The following is a 22230-nucleotide window of genomic DNA, read 5'->3' on the forward strand; positions in this document are numbered from 1 at the left end:
GTCATGGAGTTTCATATGTCGAAACACGAGGCGCATCCCTTGCATCTACTCATTATCGAAGCGCGGTTTTACGATGAACTTGCCGATGCGCTTCTGGATGGTGCGAAAGCCGCTCTCGACGAGGCGGATGCGACCTATGACATAGTAACTGTGGCAGGTGCATTGGAAATCCCGGCGACAATTTCGTTTGCCCTTGATGGTGCGGAAGCCGGCGGCACGCAATATGATGGTTTTGTCGCGCTTGGAACAGTCATTCGAGGGGAAACCTATCATTTTGACATTGTTGCGAACGAATCTTGTCGTGCTCTGACTGATCTGGCTGTGGCAGAAAGCCTTGCCATTGGTAATGGAATTCTAACGGTAGAAAACGAAGACCAGGCTTGGGTTCGCGCACGCCGTGAAGATAAAGACAAGGGCGGGTTCGCAGCGCGTGCAGCCCTGACTATGATCGCATTACGCAAAAAATTTGGAGCGTAAACAAATGAACTCTTCGACGGAAGACCGTAAGACGCCCCTCGGACCACGTCCCGCAAATAAGCGTGGTGTGGCGCGTTTAGCGGCTGTGCAAGCATTGTACCAAATGGACGTAGCAGGCACAGGTGTATTGGAAGTCGTGGCTGAATATGAGGCTCATCGGCTAGGCAAAGAAGTTGACGGCACCCAATATCTGGATGCGGACCCGCAATGGTTCCGCGCCATTGTCGCGGGTGTGGTCGAAAATCAGCTTATGCTTGATCCCCTGATCCATCAGGGACTGACTGATGATTGGCCCCTGTCACGTCTTGATTCGACGCTGCGGGCGATCCTTCGTGCCGGAGCTTGGGAGCTTAAAACACGCAAAGACGTTCCGACCGCGGTCATCGTATCGGAATATGTCGATATTGCTAAAGCGTTTTATACAGAAGACGAACCGAAACTGGTTAATGCTGTTTTGGACCGACTTGCATTTCAAATTCGCGGCGAGAGCCGGGGTGCGAGATCCCGCCACAGACATTAAAGCATTACCTCGACACTTGATTAATGGGCTGTGGCAGTTTGCGGCCCATTATGTGTTTTTCTGCACAGAAGAACGGCTTGACCTTTGCAAGCCCCTTCCGCATCTTGAGCGTGCGGCATAGAAAATGCTCGAATAAAGGAAGCAGCGTCCAATTATATTGGTGATGCTTCCATCAGAATACCGTCGAAGCCCGGTTTAGGTTTGGCTTCAGGCACTTCCATGCCGCTCATTGGCCCGGGGAGGGATTTCGGGCTTCAAGCGCTTTGCGCGCCAGCAATCCGCTGCGATCTGCTGGTGGCGGGCGCAAGCTCAGTGGGAGTTCGCCTTAAATGATAAATGGAGTGGCAGTTCTTATTCTCGTCATTGCCTGCGGTTTGCTCTCTGTCCTTTATGCGGTATGGGCCACGCGCTCAGTACTCGCCGCAGATCAGGGCACAACGCGGATGCAGGAAATTACAGGTGCGATTCGGGAAGGCGCTCAAGCCTACCTGACGCGGCAATATTCCACGATCGCCTTGGTTGGCATCGTCGTATTTTTGGCAGCATGGTATTTTCTGTCTATGACTGCGGCAATCGGCTTTCTGATTGGTGCAATACTCTCTGGCCTAACCGGATTTATCGGCATGCATGTTTCGGTGCGTGCTAATGTCCGTACGGCACAAGCAGCCTCACTTAGTCTTGCGGGAGGGCTTGAATTAGCTTTCAAGGCAGGCGCAATAACAGGGCTTTTGGTTGCCGGGCTGGCACTATTAGGTGTCTCAGTTTATTATTTTGTGCTGACAATTTGGATCGGCTATTCGCCCTCTGACAGAACAGTCATTGATGCGCTTGTGGCGCTCGGTTTTGGCGCTTCGCTCATATCTATCTTTGCGCGTTTGGGTGGCGGAATCTTCACCAAAGGTGCGGATGTGGGCGGTGATCTTGTCGGTAAGGTAGAGGCCGGGATCCCAGAAGACGATCCGCGCAACCCAGCGACGATCGCCGATAATGTCGGAGATAATGTGGGTGACTGCGCGGGAATGGCGGCAGATTTGTTTGAAACCTATGCCGTGACCGTCGTTGCGACCATGGTTCTAGCCGCAATCTTCTTTAGCGGCACAGAAATGCTTTCCAGCATTATGCTTTATCCGCTTGCGATTTGCGCTGCTTGCGTGATCACTTCAATCGCCGGAACGTTTTTTGTAAAACTGGGCGTGAGCGGATCTATCATGGGTGCGCTTTATAAAGGCCTGATCGCAACCGGAATCCTATCAATCATTGGTGTTGCGGTGGCAAATATGATCACCATAGGCTGGGGCGAGGTGGGCATCGTTGCGGGGATGTCCGTAACAGGTTTCGACCTTTTCATCTGTGGAATCATTGGCCTCATTGTCACCGGTTTGATAGTGGTCATTACCGAATATTACACAGCTACGAATAAGCGGCCGGTAAATTCAATTGCCGAAGCGTCTGTGACTGGGCACGGCACCAACGTTATCCAAGGATTGGCCGTATCTCTGGAATCGACCGCGCTTCCAGCCATTGTCATTATGGGCGGCATTATTAGCACCTATCAACTTGCTGGGCTGTTTGGCACTGCAATCGCGGTAACCTCAATGCTTGGTATTGCAGGTATGATTGTGGCGCTCGATGCTTTTGGTCCGGTGACAGATAATGCCGGTGGCATTGCCGAAATGGCTGGGCTTGACCCGGAAGTGCGCAAATCAACCGATGCTCTTGATGCGGTGGGCAACACCACCAAGGCGGTGACCAAAGGCTATGCGATAGGTTCTGCCGGATTGGGTGCTTTGGTTCTTTTTGCAGCCTATTCGAACGATCTGACCTATTTCGCTGCGAATGGCCAGGCCTACCCATATTTTGCAGATATGGGTGAGGTTTCGTTTGAATTGTCTAATCCCTATGTGGTCGCCGGTCTCATATTTGGTGGGTTAATACCCTATCTTTTTGGCGGCATGGCAATGACGGCGGTCGGCCGTGCGGGAGGTGCGGTGGTGCAGGAAGTACGGCGCCAATTCCGCGAAAAACCCGGCATCATGGACGGTACAGACCGCCCAGATTATGCGCGAGCGGTTGATCTGCTGACCAAAGCAGCCATTCGTGAAATGATCATTCCATCGCTTCTGCCTGTCTTGGCGCCACTGGTCGTCTATTTCGGGGTTTTGTTACTCTCAGGCTCCAAGGCTGCTGCCTTTGCGGCTCTGGGCGCATCACTGCTTGGCGTCATCGTAAACGGTCTATTCGTAGCGATTTCCATGACTTCAGGCGGCGGCGCCTGGGACAATGCGAAAAAGAGCCTTGAGGACGGCTATACTGATTCTAATGGCGTAAAACATATGAAAGGATCGGAAGCACACAAAGCATCCGTTACCGGTGATACAGTGGGCGATCCTTACAAGGACACCGCTGGCCCAGCTGTAAATCCGGCCATTAAAATTACCAATATTATGGCACTTCTGCTGTTAGCGGTGCTGGCTCATTGGAGCTGATCAGCTTTAGCTAAATGAAAAAGCCCGCCGGAAAGCGGGCTTTTTTGATAAACGTTCGGTGAGCTTTATGAACCGCCCATTCCAGGCAGTGAAGTGGGTGATTTTGCAGCGCCCTGAATAACCTGACCAATAAAGGTTTGATCCTTGCCGCCCGTAGGGGTGGTGCGGGAAACGAAATCGAAAACTTTACCGTCCTGCAGGCCGTAATTGGCTATATGCTCAACCTGACCATCTTTGTCGAAATAAATCGCCAATATATTGCGATCTATGATTTTCGGCTTCATAAATTGCGCTGCTCGGCGGCGCTTTTGTGAAATATAGTAGAAGACTTCATTATCAAATGTTGCCGTCGTCGATGGCGTTCCGAGCGCCAGTAAAACTTGCTCTCGGCTTGAACCTACCGGTACGGAATCGAGGGCTTCCTGGTCGAGCACATAACCCTCTACGATTGTTTCGGAAGGATTTAGCGTGGCGGCGGTGTTGCACCCTGCTAAAGTCGCCGAAAAGAGAATTGCTGTACCGGCGAATAGAGCGCGCTGTCTGTACGCATTTGAGAAAATTCGCTGCAACAAAGGATCTCTCCATTACTCTAAAATCAGCACGGCACTTTCACCGTTGAAAGAACTTCGGTAAACCACCTTGCTTCTGGATGCAACAATTACGGTAAAACGGGAATGATTCTTCGTCTTTTTCGCCGCAAGTCAAAAACAAATGAGGCTATTCTGCTTCGCGTTTACGAAACGATCGTGGCGGCGGCGCGGCAAAAGCGTTTCTACGCACAATTTAATGTGCCAGATACCCCGCTGGGCCGTTTTGAAATGCTATCAATACATATTTTTCTGACAATGCATCGACTGAAAGGCGAAAATGCAGCCCTTATGCAGCTTGCACAGGATATTGCCGAGGAATTTTTCAAAGACGTTGATCATTCTTTGCGCGAGCTGGGGATTGGCGATCAGGGCGTGCCAAAACGAATGAAGAAATTAGCGCGAATGTTTTATGGGCGCGTCGCTTCCTATGGTGAAGCGCTGGACAGCGATGATCAACAAGCGCTAGATGCTGCGCTAGCGCGAAATATCAGGCCAGATCTCGAAAATTGGCCCCAAGCCCACTATTTAAGTGCCTATATGTTCGCCTGCCGCAGTTTCTTGGCTCAAACCGATGATACCGCGCTTGCTAAAGGCGATATCTCCTTTATCGATGCAGACGATTTCGTCGCTGCATCCAACGAAATTACAAAAGAGGCAGGAAGTTATGACGGATAAACCGGCGCTGACTTATCCCGTTCCGGTTCTCAACCTTCCGCAAAAAGGGTTGACTATCAAAATCGGTACTACCGAAAGTGAAAGAGGAGCTTTAGCAGCCCAACATGGGCTAGAGGCGGTAATCGCCTTTGATGCGGACATGCTGCTTACGCGATGGAAAAAAAACGGTGTTCGGGTGCGCGGCCAGATTGAAGCGCAAATAGTTCAGCTATGTGTTGTAACGTTGGAACCAATCACCAATAATATTCGGGAAGAGATTGACACGACCCTTGTGCCAGAAAATTCGCGCCTAGCCCGGATGCAATTGGATGAAATGGGGGAACTGGTGCTGGATGCTGAGGGAGCCGATATTCCAGAAACCTTCAGCGGTGATAAAATCGATTTGGGCGCGCTTGTTACGGAATTTTTCGAGCTTGCGATTGATCCATATCCGAGAAAACCGGGAATCAGCACTGAAACGCCACCGATGGTTTATGAAAGCGGGGATCAGGAAATAGAGCCTGATTCGGCCTTCGCAAAACTTGCCCAACTGCGCAATAAGCCGTGATTTAGCGCGTATTTGGGAGAAACTTGTTGTGTGCTGTGGGAAAAACACTATTTTCGCGCCAATCCCGGTGCTTCAAAACACGGGGGACAAGAATTTCACAGGATTAACCTATAGTGATTAAAATTTCGATTGACGCCATGGGCGGCGATTTTGGCCCGGAAGTTGTCATCCCTGGCGCCGCGAAAGCGCTTGAGCGCCATCCTGATATTCGCTTCATTTTTTTCGGCTTGGCTGGAATCGAGCAAGTACTAGCACGTTTTCCAAAATTGCAGGCTGCATCCGAGTTTCGTATAAGCGAAACAGCGATTGGAATGGACGATAAGCCCAGCCAGGCATTGCGCGCTGGTCGCGGACGCTCTTCCATGTGGCAGGCCATAGAGGCCGTGAAAACAGGGGAGGCGGATGCTTGTGTTTCAGCAGGCAATACCGGTGCGCTGATGGCAATGTCCAAATTCTGCCTGCGCATGCTTCCCGATATAGAACGTCCAGCAATTGCAGGCATTTGGCCAACGCTGCGCGGCGAAAGCATTGTTCTAGATGTCGGCGCTACAATCGGCGCCGATGCACGCCAGCTTGTCGATTATGCGGTAATGGGTGCCGGTATGGCACGTGCATTATTTGAAATCCGTCGCCCAACGGTAGGTCTTCTCAATGTTGGTACCGAAGACATCAAAGGCCTCGACGAGATTAAAGAAGCTGGGCAGATCTTGCGCGATACATCGCTAGATGGGCTAGAATATCATGGCTTTGTCGAGGGAAATGATATTGGAAAAGGTACCGTTGATGTTGTCGTGACAGAAGGTTTCACTGGCAATATTGCACTTAAAACCGCGGAAGGTACTGCTAGACAAATTGCAGGCCTATTGCGCGAGGCCATGAAACGCACTCTGCTTGCACGAATTGGCTATATATTTGCAAAAGGCGCTTTCGATCATCTCCGACAGAAAATGGATCCAAACAAGGTCAATGGCGGTGTTTTGCTTGGTCTAAGCGGCATTGTGATTAAAAGTCATGGTGGCGCAACAGCCGAGGGCTTTTGTTCTGCCGTAGAAGTCGGATATGACATGGTTCGAAACCGGCTCCTCGAAAAGATCGATGCCGATTTGGCGCATTTCCATCATCATAATTCAAGTATTGAATTCGATGATGGCAATGAAGTCACGAAGTAAATAGGGCCCTTAACGGGCATAGGTTTGATGGCGAGGCAACAGCCTTGTTCAATCGTTCTGGACAGGAATAAAAGATGATAAGATCTGTCGTACGAGGTATCGGTTCTGCGCTGCCAAAGCGTATCATGAAGAATGCCGATTTCGAAGGCGTTGTGGAAACGTCCGATGAATGGATCGTTCAGAGAACAGGCATTCGTCAGCGGCATATTGCCGATGAAACTGAAACCACCGTATCGCTTGGTGCAGCGGCAGCGCGTGCTGCACTTGAAAATGCGGGGCTACAGGCCTCAGATATTGATCTTGTTCTTGTCGCGACTTCCACGCCCAACAACACCTTTCCTGCCAGTGCAGTCGAAATTCAGCGCGAGCTGGGTATAACAACGGGCTTTGCTTTTGATATGCAGGCAGTTTGTAGCGGATTTATCTTCGCAATTACCACTGCAGATCTTTATATTCGCGGCGGTATGGCCCAGCGCGTGCTTGTCATCGGAGCAGAAACTTTCTCGCGTATTCTCGACTGGAACGATCGCACCACCTGTGTGCTTTTTGGCGATGGTGCAGGGGCGTTGATCTTAGAGGCGTCCGAGGGCCGTGGTTTGACTTCGGACAGGGGCATACTTGCCGCAAATCTTCGCTCTGATGGCCGTCACAAGGAAAAACTTTACGTTGATGGCGGTCCTTCAACCACACAAACCGTGGGCCATTTACGCATGGAAGGCCGGGAGGTCTTCAAACATGCAGTTGGTATGATTACGGATGTGATTGAGGCGTCTTTTAAAGAGACGGGCCTGTCTGCCGAAGATATTGACTGGTTTGTACCGCACCAGGCAAATAAGCGCATCATCGATGCTTCAGCGAAAAAACTTAATATTCCCGATGAGAAAGTGGTTATCACCGTCGACCAACATGGAAATACATCGGCGGCTTCAGTTCCCTTGGCGCTTGCAACAGCCGTAGCAGACGGCCGTATTAAGCCGGGCGACTTGATTTTACTCGAAGCAATGGGCGGTGGTTTTACCTGGGGCGCGGTCTTGTTGCGCTGGTAATTGCATAATAGATGAGCCGCGAGGAAACTCGCGGCTTGACCGCACCGCTTTTATTTGTGTAACGTCCTGTCACTTAAGGATATTATCTGTACAAACGCTAACCAGGCAGGTTCGGTTATGGGAGGTAAGACGGTCACACGCGCTGATCTGGCAGAGGCAGTTTACCGCAAGGTCGGGCTATCCAGAACAGAATCGGCGGCTTTGGTCGAGATGATCCTTGATGAAGTCTGTGACGCCATCGTAAACGGGGAAACGGTGAAATTGTCGTCATTCGCGACATTTCAGGTTCGCGATAAGAATGAGCGCATTGGCCGTAATCCTAAAACGGGCGAGGAAGTACCGATCCTTCCACGCAGAGTGATGACGTTTAAGGCATCCAACGTCCTCAAACAGCGGATTTTGCAAGAACACCAAAAGCGTAAAGCAAAGGGTTCTTGATAGCGCCGACGATCTGTTCCCCCGCAGGTCATTTTGATATTCACTCGTCGGAAGTGATCAGTTTCATCCCATAATTTCTTGCTATTCTGGCATCTTTTCCTGTCAAATATGGACGGGTGCTTTTAACGCGCCGATATTATATAATCCGCGCAAGTTGAGCTGCGCGCGCTAATATATGTTTCCAAAAACCAGGGCTTTTTTAGTAAGGCATTTATGTTAGAATCTGTTTGAATCATGCAGGATTGAAAATCCTTTGACGTGATCTGTAATTATGAACGTGATGCCATTGCGGTGACGTTTTACTATCCGAAAGGTCAGGCAGATGGAAAAAAGCCCTGATGCGTTCAGGACCATAAGTGAGGTGGCTGAGGAGCTTGATCTTCCGCAGCATGTTTTGCGCTTTTGGGAAACACGCTTCACGCAAATTAGACCTATGAAGCGCGGTGGCGGGCGTCGTTATTATCGGCCTTTGGATGTCGAACTTCTAAAGGGCATCCGGCATTTGCTTTATGATCAGGGCTACACAATCAAGGGCGTCCAGCGCCTTTTACGTGAGCATAATTCGCAGTTTATCATAGCTCTGGGCCGCGGTGACGTGAATGCGATTGAAGCTATTACCCGGCAAAAACAAGCGGCTGTTGACGATCAGGCGCAAAAAAAGGCTAGTACCGATTACGAGATGCCGTTGCCCAATGGCATTAAAGCTTCCCAACCGTCACGCAAGCTTTTTGGACTTTTCAAGGGTGATGAAGACGGTCCAATTGGCGCGGATGGCAAACGCCCTTCAAAAGACAATCGCGCGTTGCTTCAAGAGACGCTTTTTGACTTGTTGGAATGTAAGCGACTTCTGGATCAGGTGCGCTGATAGTGATGTCTAAACCCATCCAGTGAACTAGTGAGTGTCTCTGGATGGGAGTTATTAGCTGGACGAAAGTTTCAAACCAATAAGCCCCAGCAAGATCAATGCCACACTAATGATCCTGAACAAGTTGGCCGCTTCCCCCAAAATTAATATGCCGACGACAAAGGCTCCTACCGCTCCGATGCCAGTCCATACTGCATAAGCGGTCCCCAAAGGCAGGCTACGCATTGCCACTGCAAGCAGAGCGAAACTGCCGATCATCGTTACGATGGTGATAATACTTGGTGTTAGGATGGAAAAACCTTCCGATTTTTTCATATAGAATGCCCACACCACCTCAAGAATGCCGGCAAGACTAAGATAAACCCAAGCCATTTTTACTCCTTCGTTTGGATATCCCAAACCCGATTTTATCTGGTGCGTTCGCGCCACATGCTCAAGTGAAAGGAACGACGGATTGACCGCTGGCCCCGGTAATGGCCGGACTGCGAAACGCAAAATTGTTTTTGAGGAAAGCGATGCAGCCGCTCATCAATGCGACACACATCGATATAGTGAATGGCACCCATGATGATGTGTAGACGGCAATCGGGCTGATTTTGAATCGGGACTGAAAACGGCTGTTCAAGCAAGACATATTATACCCCAAAATGGGGCCGTCCCCTATGCGAACACCGGCGCAGGTCGTCCTGCGCACATATTAAATAATAAGTTTTTTTCTTGAAGGCAAGGGGAGGTTAGCGGCGTTTCCGTGACATTTACGGCCCCGGATCGTGTCACTGCGTGCATTTGTGTGCATTATATTCTCTTAAAGCCAAAAAAGGCTTGCAGAAAAAGTCTATGCATCCTAAGGCTTTCCACGGTTCGGAGCGTAGCGCAGCCCGGTAGCGCACTTGACTGGGGGTCAAGGGGTCGTGGGTTCGAATCCCGCCGCTCCGACCATTTTTCAATGACTTAATGCTATTATCACTTGTTGGGTTTACCGCATTTGTTGCGGTTTACAGTTTCCTCACGGACATAGTTTTTGCCGGGCAGCACATTGCGTGGTCAGAGATCTCCGGCTCGCTCCACTCGTTCTTTTTCCAATACTGGCCTAAAGATCAGGAATTGGTGCCCAGCCAGAGGAAATTCATTTTTCGTCTTCCAGATGCATCTTATGCAATATGCGATGCACTATAGGAGCGGCAATAGCGCTGAAAGCAGCGACGAAAAATAGATTTGAATAAAGTTTCAACAAGGCAATATACATTTGTCCTGTATAAGTCTCAGGCATTTGAAGAGGACCCAATCCCGCATGGATATGGGATGAAAAAAGGATTGCTTCCTTAAACGATACCCCTTCAATGAGCATAAAACCGAAGGCGCCCAGGGCTAAAGAAAGCACTAAAAATCCAAAGACATAAAATCCGTGTTTGGATAATCGCTTGAAAAAGCTTTTTGTCGAAATGACCGGATCAGAAATTTTTTCAAACATAATTTTCGAACCAAGCTGAACCTATTTGGGAAGGACCAGATTCATATCCCACAAATTAAATCATAAAACCTGTTCATAAAAGATGTCATAATCCGGCCTAGGAGATTCAAAATAACGCTTTTTGACACAGCACCGTGAAAAGCTCCGTGATGCCAGCAAATTCGCAAATGGAGCAGCTAGTCATAACCAACTCCGCTTGATCACTCTGTTACATAAACCTGCCGATTTGGTGAAATGCCGTATGAGGCGCGGCGGGTTTGTGAATATTTATATTCTAGCCCGATACACCCCCAAATAATGCCAAGCAGCAGATAAAAATGGCGCCAATGATCGGTATCGATGACATTGCCGATTAGGACATGACTGAGGTAAGTGGCATAAGTACAAAGTAGAAATGGTTGCCATGGCCGTTGGCGCAGCAAAAATTTGAACCCAAGCCCAAGCGTAAGCCCGGTCAACATCACAAAGGCAAAAAAACCGATCCAGCCATAATCCAGTGCAGCCTTGAGCCAAATATTATGCGTGTCCTCACCAAATAAAGGTGCAAATACAAGCGGACCGATTCCTAGCGGATGCTCCATTGCATATAGCATGCCGTCCCAGTGTCGGGCAAAACGGCCATGACGATCCGAATCATATTCCTGAAGCTGCATACGCTCTAGAAAAAAGCTCTGCACATCGGGGATTTGTAACAGCAGCAAGATGCTGACCAGCGCCGAAATGATGGTACTCAATCCGACAAGCACCAAATAAAACCGGGCACGATTACTCTGCATCTTCAGGAAAACGATTGTAAAAACAAACATCACAGCAATTGATGTCATTATCCATGTGGCGCGGGAAAATGAGACCAATATTGCCGGAATCAATAAACAGCAAAGCGGAAGATATATGAATATATCCCGTGGACGCCCTCTTACGCATCGATAGAAGCACCAGGTGAAAGGCAAAACGAGAAAGGGGCCAAAAACGTTTGGATCCTCAAACGCACCTTTTGCGCGTCCATATCGGGTATAAATATCCGCGCCTGGAATTAAGCCGAAATAACCCGCAATTCCAAGTATTGCAGTAATTGAGGCGGTGAGTAGATAGGCATTGAAAATTATCCTCAACCTTCGGTAGTCGGCTTCAATGAAAGCAGCGAAAAAAACCGACGTTAACGCCAGGAAAAGTGACACCGCGACATAGAGAGGTCCACTTTTGATATCCGCCATTTGCATAACGGAAATCATCCCACCGAGATTGAAAACGGTAAAAACCGCCAATAATACACTGCTAACGCGCGTCAAACGCAGACCAAACAGTAAAGCTACAGTCATCAGGCCGAGCATATAGAGTTCGTAAGGTGCCGGCTCTGACATGACAAAGCTTAGCAAGAAAACACCTAAGCCAACGCTGAAATTGGCAATTAAACGGTTTAACTTGCGTTTTTTCTCTTGGGCGTCTACTCCCCAACCATACTCGGACACTGGATGGTTTTCTCGCGTTTGCGTTCTCAATACGCATTTTCCGATTTTAATAACCTGATTGGCGTCAGGAAAAGAATTTTGAGATCGAACCAGAGCGACCAGTTTTCGATATAAAATAGATCATATTCGGTCCGCATTCGTATCTTTTCATCATTATCGACTTCACCGCGCCAACCATTGATCTGCGCCCAGCCAGTAACCCCGGGTTTCACTCTGTGCCGCGCAAAATATCCGTCAACCACATCATAGTAGCGTAAATTATGTACCTGAGCCGCAACAGCGTGCGGACGCGGTCCGACCAGTGAAAGCGTCCCGCTCAATGCGTTGAAAAACTGGGGTAATTCATCAATCGATGTTTTGCGGATAATCCGACCGACACGTGTGACACGCGGATCATTTTTCGTTACCGCTAGTCTTGCTGTAGGGTCGCATTGGTCCGAATACATTGACCGAAATTTCCAGACATTGATCACTTCGTTGTTAAAACCAAAGCGCTTCTGCTTGAAAATAACGGGTCCCTTGCTTTCAAGCTTGATGGCGATCGCTGTAACCAGCATGATCGGTGAAAAGACGATAATGCCCAGTAGGCTGAATACGATGTCGAACATGCGTTTCGCCACCGAGTCCCAATCATTGATGGGCTTGTCGAAAATATCGAGCATCGGGACCGCGCCGATATAGGAATAAGCGCGTGGACGAAATCTCAAATGAGTGTTTAATGCAGAAAGCCGAATATCGACGGGCAGTACCCATAACTTGTTCAGTAACTCCAACACTCGAGCTTCTGCACTGATCGGTAAAGAGACTATGAGCATGTCGATATGCGCGATACGGGCAAATTCGATCAGCTCATCAATCGTCCCCAGTTTAGGATAGCCCGCAACTACCGGCGGTGAACGGTCATTGTCGCGGTCATCGAAAATTCCGCAAATCCGAATATCATTATCGGGCTGTTGTTCGAGTGCTCTAATAAGAGTTTCTGCATTTGGCCCGCCGCCTACGATTATGGCTCGGCGCTCCATCGCACCATTACGTGTCCAGCGTTGGATTTTAAACGCAACGAGTATGCGAACAAATATAAGCAGCAAGAACACGCTTGCGGCCCATAAAAGGAACCAACCGCGCGAAAATTCCGCAGAAATTTTGAATAGAAAACCTGCAATCGCAAATATACCAAGCACTGTGGCCCAGCTTGCGATCAGCCGCTGTAAGCGCCGTAGCGGGCTGCGTAGGACGCTGAGTTGGTACCCTTCGTTAATTTCCATCAGCAGTACAAAAAATGTACCGCCACAGACGGTAATCAGTAAATAATAAACGAGAAGAGGCGAGCTTACGCCCACATAAAAAATCAGGCTGAGAACGCCTGCTAGCAAGATCAGGCTAAATTCAGCAACTCGCATAATGCCACTGAGCATGACCGGCGAGAACGTGTCTTTTCGATATTGATTGGCCATACGAAGCGCGAGCTCATTTAGCTTCACCGGCGGGGTGTAAGCCGCAGACGTCGTTGAGCTCGTCTGAGAAGCTTTTTGAGGAGACTTAGAATTTGAATCCATTTCCTGCACGATGCCTTTGCCAATCAACTTGCTGGATTGTATCTCGCGATAAATCCTTTGCAATTACCGCTATGGGTCAGAAAAACTGAATACCCCGTCAAGACAGTGCTTCACGGTAAACCAATTCTATCGATCTTGCCATGACTGAGAGGTCAAAGCGTTCTCGGAGGCGGTCAATATTGGGTTGTGATGCGCGATAAGCGCTTTCATGCGAAAGAACGTCGAGGATTTTTAATGCGAGCGCCTCTTGATTCGGCTCGACAAGAGCTCGGGCGTCGGCATCAAAAACTTCAGGAATTCCGCCAACATTTGACGCGATGACTAACTTTTGTGAAGCGAGCGCCTCCAGCACAATATAAGGAAACGCTTCAGCGCGTGAGGGGATAACCATAATCCGCCCTAACGCAAAGGCTTCTTTCGCTGGCATTCCTGCAAGAAAGCGGATCTGCTTTACGAGATCTAATTCTTGCGCCAACGCAACAAATTTGGGCTTTTCATTTCCATCGCCAACGATTGTCGCAGATAAGGCGAGCCCATATCTGTCGCGGATGTTGGCTATGGCGTGAATGAGTATATCCGGCCCCTTCAATTCACGCATTGTACCGATGAAAAGCAGATCGGTTGCATCAGGGTTCACGTCAACTGCAGTGAACTCTTCCGATGTTAATCCATTATAAATAATGGCATAAAGACAGCGGGGTTTCCCAATCTTCTCTTCATACGCTCGCTTCTCATCATTGGATACGAAAATAATGGCATCGGTCCGACGGGCAAGAAACCTCTCAATGAGAAATAGTGCGCGACCACGAATTGTATTGTGGTCATAGTGCAGGCTCCCTCCGTGGGGAGAATAGATACGGGCTACGCGAGAACTGAAAACCCGTAGCGCTGAGCCGGACAGGCGAGCATAAACACCGCCTTTTGCGCCATGGCCATGCAATATATCCGGCTGCAATTTCTTAATAATACGGTAGATATTGATCGCGGTATTAAAGTCGCTCAGCCCGATCTGGCGCTGCATCGGAACGCGATAAAGACCAAGGGCCAGTTGCGGCTGCAACTCTTTCAATATTTCATTTTCGCGCGGTCCGCCGGTACCAGTATCGCAAATGATCCCAACCTGATGCCCTTGCATTGCCTGAAAACGGGCAAGATCACAGACATGACGGAAAAGTCCGCCTGTTGGCTCTCTGAAGCAATGAACGATGCGCAGAGGCTTGTTGGTTGTATCTTTAGACATGGCCAACCATCAGAACAAGCGTTCGCGCACGTAAATCGTGTCGCCTGGCAAAATAGGATCAGAGATCAACACTCGCCCGGTCATCACTTTTCCGTTGATTTGCCGCGTTATATCAACATTTTCTTGATTGGCGCGAGGACTGAAGCCGCCCGCCGCAGCGATGGCTTTCTGGACTGTCATCCCAGGAACATAGCTATACTGACCAGCCGCGCCCACTTCACCCATCATGAATACAGGGCGATAGCGATCGACTTCAATACTGACATCGGGATCGCGTAAATAACCGCTCCGGAGTTTAGCGGCAATCACGCTTTCGAGTTCTTTTAGTGTTTTGCCTCTCGCAGGAACACTCCCCACCAGCGGAAATGCGACATAGCCCGACTGATCGACATTGTAAATGTTTGTTAGATTGTCCTGATCAAAGACCGTTATCCGTACTCGATCCCCGGCGTTAAGCCGATAAGGCTCATCTAATGACGCATGGAATGCCGCAGGTGCAGGACGGTAGGAAGAACATGCAGAGAGGATCGTTGCAGCAAAACAAAGCGCAACCAGAAGTTTTTGGCGTTTGTGCCTGATATCAATTTTCTGCATTACCGTTTCCGCCTCGGTTTCTTTCGAAAACCATTGCCATTCCCCTATGGTCAAGCAGTAAGCAATGGATGCGCTGCCCAACACGAAATCCAATCTCAACTGTTATTGTTTGATTAGGGTTAATGGCAGGTAAAGAACTGCCGTCGGCGCAAAGAATCTTTATTCCTTCTTAGAACGGATATCCGCTTAACTCTCTGGTTACCTTGTTCGTTTACAACTGCATATTATAAATTAGATCGTAAGCGGTAGCGGGCTTGCTACGAGCCGAAAAGATCTGATTGGTCTATGCCTCCGCGGAGTATCATGATGTCAAGAATCGACCCCGTGTCGAAAGATGCAGATATTGATATCGGCGCGCTTTTTAAAAGCCTGCGCCGCAATTGGCTATTGGTAATTGGCGGTGCCTTTTTAATGGCGCTGATGGCATGGGTTATTTGCATGCTTATCACTCGGGATTACCGCGCGGAAACCCGGCTTTTGATTGAGCCAAGTGAATCCGTATACACGCGACCAAATGGAGATGTAGCCGCTGAGCGTCCATTGCTTGATGCCGAGAACATTAAAAGCCAAGTCGAGATCATGAGATCAACAGACTTGCTCAAGCGAGTGTCGGACCAACTGAACCTAGTGGAGAAAAAAGGTTTTTTATCCGATCATTCAAGCGGTCTGAGCCAGTTTTTGATTCTTCTGGGGTTGCAAAGTGATCCTTCGGGTGCCCCGAAGGAGGAGCGCGTCATTGAAAAACTCCGCAACAATCTGGACATATATAATATCAAGGACTCACGCGTGATCGTGGTCCAATATAGATCGTCAAATGGGGAAGAAGCTGCCGCTATCGCCAATGCGGTTGCCGACGCGTATATTGCTCTTCAACGAGCAGCAAAACTCGAATCCACAGATGACGCAACCGGATGGTTGGCGCCGGAAATTGAGGATTTGCGCAATAAACTGCGTGAATCGGAAAAGAAAGTTGCAGATTATCGCGCGGCCCATGAGCTTATGACAGGGCAGGCGAATACCACCATCGCTTCTCAGCAACTTTTTGAACTAACAACCGAATTGTCACGTGTCCGCTCCGAACGCGCAACCGCAGATGCCCAGGCTGCGAGCATCCGAGACGGATTAAAAGCCGGTAATGCAATCGATACTTTACCCGCCGTTGTCGCCTCGCCAATGATGCAGCGGCTTGCGGAGCGCCGTGTTCAACTCAAAAATCAGATTGCTGATCTTTCGATGACTTTCTTGGATGCTCATCCGCGGATTCGCGCTTTAAGAGCGCAGCTTTCTGATTTAGATCAGCAAATTGCGGCCGAAGGGCAGAAATTGCTGACCAGTCTCGAAAGTGAGGCCACGGTTGCCAAGCTGCGGGAAGATGAACTAACTCAAGAGCTTAATCGCGTTAAAGCGCAGGCAGCCCAAGCGGACAATCAGGAGGTCGAACTTCGTGCGCTGGAACGCGAAGCCGCTGCACAACGTCAGCTCTTGGAAACTTATCTCACCCGTTACCGCGAAGCTGCGGCCCGCACAGACCGCAATTATGGTCCGGCGGATGCACGTATTTTCTCAAGAGCGGTTGCACCAAGCTTACCCTATTACCCCAAGACGCTACCGGTTGTGGGCTCAACTTTTGGAGCTGGGCTACTACTCCTATCGGTTTTCATCCTCTTGCGAGAGCTTTTCAGTGGGCGAGCTTTCATTCCGGCGGAGCCACACCCATATGACAAGATTGAAGAAAATGAGATGGCTCCTGTGTTGCCGATCAATCCGCAATCCGAAAGCGAGCCTGTGACAGAAGCTTCCGCGGGAGCCGAAGATAGTGAACCAAATAGCGTAAAAAGCGTTGCGAACCGGCTGGTTAAAAAACGCGTCATCATCGTGTCGCCAGAAGGCGATCAGGCAGCCATTGGTTCACTAAATCTTGCCCGCGAATTAGCCGATAAAGGCCGGCGGGTTATCCTTATCGATATGTCCACTTACGGAACACTCGGAACGGCTATGCTGGAGAGCAGCACTATGCCTGGGGTCACAGAATTGCTCACAGGTCAAAAACGCCTCAACGATGTTATTTATACGGACCATTTTTCACAAGCGCATATAATGCCACTGGGGCAAGCAGACCCTGAAGAAGCCATGCGCTCTGATGACAAATTGACGCTTATCCTAGATGCTTTGGAAACGGTCTATGATTTTGTGCTGGTGGAGTGCGGTTCATCCACCTCACGGCAGATTCATCCGATTGCTGACGGTTCGGCCGAAGTGATCATGAACATCGTCGATCCTGACAATGAAGATGTAGTTCGAGCTGCGATTGATATGGATCAGGGTGGCTACGAGGACGTGATCATTGTAATGAACAAGCCGACCGCAGGATAAGTTACTAGCGAGCCATCTTTCGCCGGATGGCTCGCACCAGTGCCCAGATCTTCTCGTTGTTCTTGATCGCAGCGGTGACTGAGCTTTTTAAATTATCCAGAAGGCTAAATATTCTTCCCCGAACTGTCAGTGGAATTATCGTATCGAAGACCGGATATTCGACATCGCACCACTCGCGTTTATAGGGTTCATCGCCCAATCCAAAACTGTAGTAACTATATCCTGCATCGCAACAATTTTTTATATCTTCAAAATACAAAAACTCTCCCGGACTGGCACCGGCCAGCTCGTCATTGGCTATTGCGCTAAATTCGACCGTAGGGCCCCAATCGGCCATGGATTTGCCGATGAGAGCATGGACTTTGCCATTGACCTCTAAAATCTCAAGACGGAAGGGCGGATTTTCCTTGCCTATCTGTCTGTCAAACAGCTCATGGAAAAAATTCCGTATATCTGTTGCGGCAAACGGATCTCGGATGCCAAATTGCGCAAGGCGTTCACCTTTTAATTTAAAAAACGTGTCGAGAGCATGCCGAACCTTAGAATTATTTTGAGGAGTAAATACCCGCCATCCCCCCATCGCGTCATAGCGGCGACTATGATTATTATGTTTTTGCCGCCTCCGCTTCACCTTGCCGCGAGCGAGAACCTCGGCGAGGTCTCGGTCCAATGTCAGTGCAAACACCGGATTGGGATTGAGCCTCTGATGCAGGAGCAGCGTTGGATTGGAAATATTCTCCAATTCAGAGAGTTGACGGGTAAGCGACAGGGCATGGAGATCGGGGCGCTGCCGACGAATTTCAGCAACCAGCCGCTTGATTGAATTTTTGTCAATCAGACTTGCTTTGCTAGCTTCTATCCAAGGAAAATTAACGTTGGCATGGCTTCCCCCGGGATAGCGCGCGGCCCGAAGAAAACGACTATTCACGACTTCAAATGGAATGATGAGGATCGGCTGATCGCCGTCAAATAGGCCAGCAATGAAGCTGTCTTTGTTGACGTTTTTACGCCAACTGTCCAGCCAATCAAAGTTTTGAGCATTGCCATGAATGGCGGTGTCGCTTGTCATCAACGCCTCAATAGAGGCGAAATCGGTTAATACGCGCGGCAGGAGCCGCACAGTCTTAGAAGGGAGCAAGTGCATCAATTATTGTTCTTTTTCTTTTGGAGGTTGAACCATCCACCAGATGATCACCATTGCGGGCAAAATCCATAGCAGCCCCGTAAAGAAGAAGTAGAGCAGGTGTACCCACGGGCTGGATTCGGCAAGGGTGGCGACCGCGACGAGCGTCGCGACAATCGCATAGATCATGACCAGCGCGACTAGCAGAAATGTTCCGATAAGTTTTTTCAGCCGAACGGGCATATTTTTCTCCTATATGCCGCCAATCACTATCCCGTGAACGACCGAAAAGGAAGGGACAGCAGGGCCGCAGGTCGTGCGAAACTGTCTCTGGGGGCAACTTGTAACAGTTTACCTATTGGCATGAATTTTGTACTTCATAATTATACATTGGTTTTTGGGAAGGAAAGTGGATGGCGGGATTTTCCGCTCTGAAAGAGGGGCAGGCTCATTCAGGATTCGACAATGATTCAAACCGTCGTCTGATCCGCTATTGGCTCTATGCGGTTTTTGTCGTTTTAATTGCGATTGTTATGGTGGGAGGCGCTACCCGCATGACCGGATCAGGGCTTTCCATCACCGAATGGAAGCCAATTCACGGTGTGATTCCGCCGCTTAACCATGCCGAATGGCTGGAGGAATTCGACAAATATCGCCAAATTCCGCAATATCAGCAACTCAATAAGGGCATGTCCCTAAGCGAGTTCCAGTATATTTTTTGGTGGGAATGGGCGCACCGTATACTTGCCCGCTTTGTCGGCTTGCTGGTCGCTGTTCCGCTGGCATTTTTCTGGATTGCAGGTCGTCTAAACACGACAATGAAATACAGGATGATTGGCCTGTTGGTTTTGGGTGGCTTGCAGGGAACGATCGGCTGGTGGATGGTGGCATCGGGCCTAAGTGAATTGACGCATGTCAGCCAGTATCGCCTTGCCATTCATCTCACTATGGCCTGTTTAATTATAACAGCGGTGTTTTATATCGCACGCGGACTGGCAGATTACAGCGAAGCTCCAGCGTCTCGCGCAGTGTCACGCTTTGCAGGCTGGTTGGTTTTCGCAACTTTGGTTCAGATTTACCTTGGTGGATTGGTAGCAGGGCTGCACGCAGGTCTGACTTATAATACTTGGCCGCTTATGGATGGGGCATTTGTTCCCAACGACCTGTTCTTACAATCACCATGGTGGCGCAATCTGTTCGAGAACCCGAAAACAGTGCAATTTATCCATCGGATGTTTGCTTATGCGCTGTTAGCGCTGGCAATCATTCACGCATTCAATGTCTGGAAGATTGCACCCAATACCACCCATGCACGCAGAACAGTGGTTCTGGTCGGATTGATATTGGTTCAGGCCGCCATCGGCGTAGCAACACTTTTGATGAGCGTTCCTATCGAACTTGGCCTTACACATCAGTTTGTGGCTTTGCTGGTGCTGACATTTGCGGTGGCCCATTGGCGAGGCTGCAAGGGCGCATATGCGGAATGATTAAACGAAAAAGCCCGGTGACGATCACCGGGCTTTTTAATCATCGATATGTTATTTTCCGAGCATCAAATCCATGTTCTGAACCGCCGCGCCTGATGCGCCTTTGCCCAGATTGTCGAGCAGGGCGACCAGATTGACCTGGTCGTCACCTTCTGTCCCAAAAACAAAGAGTTTCATACCGTCCTTGCCGGCAAGTTCCTCAGCTTCTACTCGTGCTAAATTCTTGCTTTCTTCCAGCGCGACAACCTCCACAATATCTTGATCCGAATAATGTTCGGTCAATGTGGAATGGATGGTGGAAAGGCTAGGGGAGCCATTTAACTCGGTAAAAAACAGCGGAACCTGTACGATCATGCCCTGCGCAAAGCGACCGACGCTTGGGCTGAACAACGGACGCCGTTCAAGCCTGCCATGGAGTTTAAGCTCTGCCAAATGCTTGTGGCGCAACGCGAGCCCATAGAGAAAATTACTGGTTGCCAGATGCTCCGGATGATCCTTGTCTTCCATCTGGGCGATAAGCTGCTTGCCGCCGCCCGTATAGCCTGAAACGGCATTAACGCTGATCGGATAATCCGCGGGCAATAGCCCGGCATCACGCAATGGACGGATAAGCGCTATTGCGCCCGTAGGGTAACAGCCGGGATTGGCAACAAGTCGCGCTTCGGCAATTTTTTGTCTCTGAGCTTTGTCGAGTTCAGCAAAGCCGTAAACCCAGCCATCCTGAACCCGATGCGCTGTAGATGTATCAATGATCCGGGTGCTTTCATGCCCCTCCAGCAGAGCTACAGCCTCACGCGATGCATCATCCGGCAAGCAAAGAATGGCGATATCCGCAGCACGCAGATAATCAGCACGCAGATCCTTGTTACGCCGTTCCGCCTCGGGAATAGAAATCACTTCAAGATCGTCCCGCTCGGCCAGACGACGGCGAATCTGCAAACCGGTAGTTCCGTGCTCACCATCAATGAAGATTTTCTGTTTCATTCACTTTGCCTTTGAATTCAGTAATTTACTACGATTTTCGGAATCAGATTGTTAAAGAGATGATTCAGTTTCTTAACTGTAATCACTCTCAAATCATCGAGCGGTTTTCTCAGCCAGAAGCCCAAGATAATACATGGCAATTGTTGCCCCTGCTATTGCCGTTATATCCGCGTGATCATAGGCCGGTGCAACCTCGACAACATCGGCACCGACAAAATCAAGTGCCGTTAGCTTGCGCAGAACGGAAAGCATCTTTGCCGATGATGGACCGCCAGCTACTGGGGTTCCAGTTCCGGGAGCAAAAGCAGGATCAAGACAATCAATATCAAATGTAAGATAAGATTTTCTGCCAGCCGTTCTGATGAGAATTTCTTCTGCTATGGCAGATGCTGACATATCCTCGATCTCATGGCCGTAGATGATCTTTATGCCGCAATTATCGGGTGCATGGGTCCTTATGCCGATTTGAATTGAGGTGTCAGGATCTATGATTCCATCGCGTACCGCGCGGGCGACGAAAGAGCCGTGATCAATGCGTTGTCCATCATCAAACCATGTGTCTTGATGCGCATCGAATTGTACTAAGGAGAGGGGGCCATATTTCGCGGCATGAGCCTTAAGCAGTGGCCATGTAATGAAATGATCGCCGCCCAGACTAAGCAGAAACGCATCTTTTTCCAGAATTTTTGCCGCTTCCAGCTCGATAGTGGCAGGAGTTTGCTGATGATTTCCATAGTCTAGCAGGCAATCCCCATAATCAATCACTGCGAGATTTTCAAACAGGTCCCGATCAAATGGATATTGGGGATCATTGTCAAAAATTGCCGATGCCCGACGAATGGCCTGTGGTCCAAATCTTGCGCCAGGCCGGTTGGAAACAGCCGCATCAAAAGGAATACCCCAAACCACGGCGTCCGCGCCGTCTAATGATTTGGAATATTTACGTCGCATGAAAGACAGAATGCCTGCATGGGTAGGATCTGTCGCTGCGCTTCTAAGATTGGTGGCGGTTATCGCATGATCGATAGTCTTTTTAGACATGGCCGGTTTCCGATTGAATATGAGCCGCTATGAAGTTCACTGATTGGATCGAAGCAGACTTTCTATGCATTTTAGCGTG

At 49.4% G+C, this 22230-nt stretch carries 22 protein-coding genes and 1 tRNA gene; 12 read left to right on the plus strand and 11 right to left on the minus strand.

Going from position 1 to position 22230, the window contains the following annotated elements; genetic code table 11:
- Positions 1-15: 15 nt before the first annotated feature.
- The 3 genes from ribH (at position 16) to C7374_RS08765 (ending at position 3483) form a co-directional block, all read left to right on the plus strand.
- A complete protein-coding gene (gene ribH / locus C7374_RS08755; RefSeq protein WP_111575239.1) occupies positions 16-477 on the plus strand; it encodes a 6,7-dimethyl-8-ribityllumazine synthase in 462 nt (153 codons plus the stop codon).
- Between the two features lie 4 nt (positions 478-481).
- Entirely contained in the window at positions 482-997 is a 516-nt protein-coding gene (gene nusB, locus C7374_RS08760) for a transcription antitermination factor NusB (RefSeq protein WP_111575240.1), read from the plus strand.
- Between the two features lie 329 nt (positions 998-1326).
- Positions 1327-3483 (plus strand): sodium-translocating pyrophosphatase, encoded by a 2157-nt coding sequence (locus C7374_RS08765; protein WP_111575241.1) that lies wholly within the window; start codon positions 1327-1329, stop codon positions 3481-3483.
- Between the two features lie 65 nt (positions 3484-3548).
- Here the strand turns inward: C7374_RS08765 and C7374_RS08770 are convergent, their stop codons facing one another.
- Positions 3549-4055 (minus strand): outer membrane protein assembly factor BamE, encoded by a 507-nt coding sequence (locus C7374_RS08770; protein WP_111575242.1) that lies wholly within the window; start codon positions 4053-4055, stop codon positions 3549-3551.
- 102 nt (positions 4056-4157) lie between these two features.
- Here C7374_RS08770 and C7374_RS08775 point away from each other — a divergent pair, with 102 nt between their 5' ends.
- The 6 genes from C7374_RS08775 to C7374_RS08800 all read left to right on the plus strand — a co-directional run bounded on the left by C7374_RS08775 (position 4158) and on the right by C7374_RS08800 (position 8813).
- Positions 4158-4748: a ubiquinol-cytochrome C chaperone family protein gene (locus C7374_RS08775; RefSeq protein ID WP_111575243.1), complete on the plus strand. Its 591-nt coding sequence runs from the start codon at positions 4158-4160 to the stop codon at positions 4746-4748.
- On the plus strand, positions 4738-5295 hold the full coding sequence (locus C7374_RS08780) for a YceD family protein (RefSeq protein ID WP_111575244.1): 558 nt from the start codon (positions 4738-4740) through the stop codon (positions 5293-5295). The genes C7374_RS08775 and C7374_RS08780 overlap by 11 nt, the downstream gene beginning before the upstream one ends.
- Before the next feature lie 113 nt (positions 5296-5408).
- A complete protein-coding gene (gene plsX, locus C7374_RS08785; protein WP_111575245.1) occupies positions 5409-6464 on the plus strand; it encodes a phosphate acyltransferase PlsX in 1056 nt (351 codons plus the stop codon).
- A 74-nt stretch (positions 6465-6538) separates the two neighbouring features.
- Positions 6539-7510 carry a beta-ketoacyl-ACP synthase III gene (locus tag C7374_RS08790; protein WP_111575246.1) on the plus strand — a complete coding sequence of 324 codons (972 nt, stop codon included), beginning with the start codon at positions 6539-6541 and terminating at the stop codon, positions 7508-7510.
- A gap of 117 nt (positions 7511-7627) precedes the next feature.
- Entirely contained in the window at positions 7628-7948 is a 321-nt protein-coding gene (locus C7374_RS08795; RefSeq protein WP_111575247.1) for an integration host factor subunit alpha, read from the plus strand.
- A 322-nt stretch (positions 7949-8270) separates the two neighbouring features.
- A complete protein-coding gene (locus tag C7374_RS08800) occupies positions 8271-8813 on the plus strand; it encodes a MerR family transcriptional regulator (RefSeq protein WP_111575248.1) in 543 nt (180 codons plus the stop codon).
- 54 nt (positions 8814-8867) lie between these two features.
- Here C7374_RS08800 and sugE read toward each other — a convergent pair whose 3' ends face one another.
- On the minus strand, positions 8868-9185 hold the full coding sequence (sugE, locus tag C7374_RS08805; protein WP_111575249.1) for a quaternary ammonium compound efflux SMR transporter SugE: 318 nt from the start codon (positions 9183-9185) through the stop codon (positions 8868-8870).
- A 490-nt stretch (positions 9186-9675) separates the two neighbouring features.
- Between sugE and C7374_RS08810 the strand changes: the two genes are divergently transcribed.
- Positions 9676-9752: transfer RNA gene (locus C7374_RS08810), tRNA-Pro, on the plus strand.
- A gap of 187 nt (positions 9753-9939) precedes the next feature.
- On the opposite strand, the gene C7374_RS08815 is transcribed toward C7374_RS08810, so the two are convergent.
- The 5 genes from C7374_RS08815 to C7374_RS08835 form a co-directional block, all read right to left on the minus strand.
- Entirely contained in the window at positions 9940-10284 is a 345-nt protein-coding gene (locus C7374_RS08815) for a hypothetical protein (RefSeq protein ID WP_111575250.1), read from the minus strand.
- 200 nt (positions 10285-10484) lie between these two features.
- Positions 10485-11753 (minus strand): O-antigen ligase family protein, encoded by a 1269-nt coding sequence (locus tag C7374_RS08820; RefSeq protein WP_111575326.1) that lies wholly within the window; start codon positions 11751-11753, stop codon positions 10485-10487.
- Positions 11754-11779: 26 nt separating this feature from the next.
- Positions 11780-13309: an undecaprenyl-phosphate glucose phosphotransferase gene (locus C7374_RS08825; protein WP_111575327.1), complete on the minus strand. Its 1530-nt coding sequence runs from the start codon at positions 13307-13309 to the stop codon at positions 11780-11782.
- 97 nt (positions 13310-13406) lie between these two features.
- Positions 13407-14549 carry a glycosyltransferase family 4 protein gene (locus tag C7374_RS08830; protein WP_111575251.1) on the minus strand — a complete coding sequence of 381 codons (1143 nt, stop codon included), beginning with the start codon at positions 14547-14549 and terminating at the stop codon, positions 13407-13409.
- Positions 14550-14558: 9 nt separating this feature from the next.
- Positions 14559-15143 carry a polysaccharide biosynthesis/export family protein gene (locus tag C7374_RS08835; protein WP_111575328.1) on the minus strand — a complete coding sequence of 195 codons (585 nt, stop codon included), beginning with the start codon at positions 15141-15143 and terminating at the stop codon, positions 14559-14561.
- Positions 15144-15449: 306 nt separating this feature from the next.
- Between C7374_RS08835 and C7374_RS08840 the strand changes: the two genes are divergently transcribed.
- Positions 15450-17516: a GumC family protein gene (locus C7374_RS08840; protein WP_111575252.1), complete on the plus strand. Its 2067-nt coding sequence runs from the start codon at positions 15450-15452 to the stop codon at positions 17514-17516.
- 4 nt (positions 17517-17520) lie between these two features.
- Here C7374_RS08840 and C7374_RS08845 read toward each other — a convergent pair whose 3' ends face one another.
- Complete coding sequence (locus C7374_RS08845; protein ID WP_245412612.1) at positions 17521-18585, minus strand: GNAT family N-acetyltransferase; 1065 nt, start codon at positions 18583-18585, stop codon at positions 17521-17523.
- 78 nt (positions 18586-18663) lie between these two features.
- On the minus strand, positions 18664-18882 hold the full coding sequence (locus C7374_RS08850) for a DUF2842 domain-containing protein (RefSeq protein ID WP_111575254.1): 219 nt from the start codon (positions 18880-18882) through the stop codon (positions 18664-18666).
- Between the two features lie 170 nt (positions 18883-19052).
- Here C7374_RS08850 and C7374_RS08855 point away from each other — a divergent pair, with 170 nt between their 5' ends.
- Entirely contained in the window at positions 19053-20126 is a 1074-nt protein-coding gene (locus C7374_RS08855; RefSeq protein ID WP_111575255.1) for a COX15/CtaA family protein, read from the plus strand.
- A gap of 51 nt (positions 20127-20177) precedes the next feature.
- Here the strand turns inward: C7374_RS08855 and argC are convergent, their stop codons facing one another.
- Positions 20178-21110: an N-acetyl-gamma-glutamyl-phosphate reductase gene (gene argC / locus C7374_RS08860; protein ID WP_111575256.1), complete on the minus strand. Its 933-nt coding sequence runs from the start codon at positions 21108-21110 to the stop codon at positions 20178-20180.
- Positions 21111-21203: 93 nt separating this feature from the next.
- The gene (gene speB, locus C7374_RS08865) at positions 21204-22151 is read right to left on the minus strand and encodes an agmatinase (RefSeq protein ID WP_111575257.1); all 948 of its coding nucleotides are present in this window, start codon (positions 22149-22151) and stop codon (positions 21204-21206) included.
- Between the last annotated feature and the right edge of the window lie 79 nt (positions 22152-22230).

Origin of the sequence: Falsochrobactrum ovis, assembly GCF_003259955.1 — a bacterium.
Lineage (GTDB): Bacteria > Pseudomonadota > Alphaproteobacteria > Rhizobiales > Rhizobiaceae > Brucella > Brucella ovis_A.

Coding starts and splice junctions, on each gene's coding strand:
- C7374_RS08790 (WP_111575246.1), top strand. CDS start 6,539: ATGATAAGATCTGTCGTACGAGGTATCGGTTCTGCGCTGCCAAAGCGT.
- C7374_RS08825 (WP_111575327.1), bottom strand. CDS start 13,309: ATGGATTCAAATTCTAAGTCTCCTCAAAAAGCTTCTCAGACGAGCTCA.
- C7374_RS08850 (WP_111575254.1), bottom strand. CDS start 18,882: ATGCCCGTTCGGCTGAAAAAACTTATCGGAACATTTCTGCTAGTCGCG.
- C7374_RS08765 (WP_111575241.1), top strand. CDS start 1,327: ATGATAAATGGAGTGGCAGTTCTTATTCTCGTCATTGCCTGCGGTTTG.
- C7374_RS08835 (WP_111575328.1), bottom strand. CDS start 15,143: ATGCAGAAAATTGATATCAGGCACAAACGCCAAAAACTTCTGGTTGCG.
- ribH (WP_111575239.1), top strand. CDS start 16: ATGTCGAAACACGAGGCGCATCCCTTGCATCTACTCATTATCGAAGCG.
- sugE (WP_111575249.1), bottom strand. CDS start 9,185: ATGGCTTGGGTTTATCTTAGTCTTGCCGGCATTCTTGAGGTGGTGTGG.
- speB (WP_111575257.1), bottom strand. CDS start 22,151: ATGTCTAAAAAGACTATCGATCATGCGATAACCGCCACCAATCTTAGA.
- C7374_RS08815 (WP_111575250.1), bottom strand. CDS start 10,284: ATGTTTGAAAAAATTTCTGATCCGGTCATTTCGACAAAAAGCTTTTTC.
- C7374_RS08775 (WP_111575243.1), top strand. CDS start 4,158: ATGATTCTTCGTCTTTTTCGCCGCAAGTCAAAAACAAATGAGGCTATT.
- argC (WP_111575256.1), bottom strand. CDS start 21,110: ATGAAACAGAAAATCTTCATTGATGGTGAGCACGGAACTACCGGTTTG.
- C7374_RS08845 (WP_245412612.1), bottom strand. CDS start 18,585: ATGACAAGCGACACCGCCATTCATGGCAATGCTCAAAACTTTGATTGG.
- C7374_RS08840 (WP_111575252.1), top strand. CDS start 15,450: ATGTCAAGAATCGACCCCGTGTCGAAAGATGCAGATATTGATATCGGC.
- C7374_RS08795 (WP_111575247.1), top strand. CDS start 7,628: ATGGGAGGTAAGACGGTCACACGCGCTGATCTGGCAGAGGCAGTTTAC.
- C7374_RS08855 (WP_111575255.1), top strand. CDS start 19,053: ATGGCGGGATTTTCCGCTCTGAAAGAGGGGCAGGCTCATTCAGGATTC.
- C7374_RS08830 (WP_111575251.1), bottom strand. CDS start 14,549: ATGTCTAAAGATACAACCAACAAGCCTCTGCGCATCGTTCATTGCTTC.
- C7374_RS08800 (WP_111575248.1), top strand. CDS start 8,271: ATGGAAAAAAGCCCTGATGCGTTCAGGACCATAAGTGAGGTGGCTGAG.
- nusB (WP_111575240.1), top strand. CDS start 482: ATGAACTCTTCGACGGAAGACCGTAAGACGCCCCTCGGACCACGTCCC.
- C7374_RS08780 (WP_111575244.1), top strand. CDS start 4,738: ATGACGGATAAACCGGCGCTGACTTATCCCGTTCCGGTTCTCAACCTT.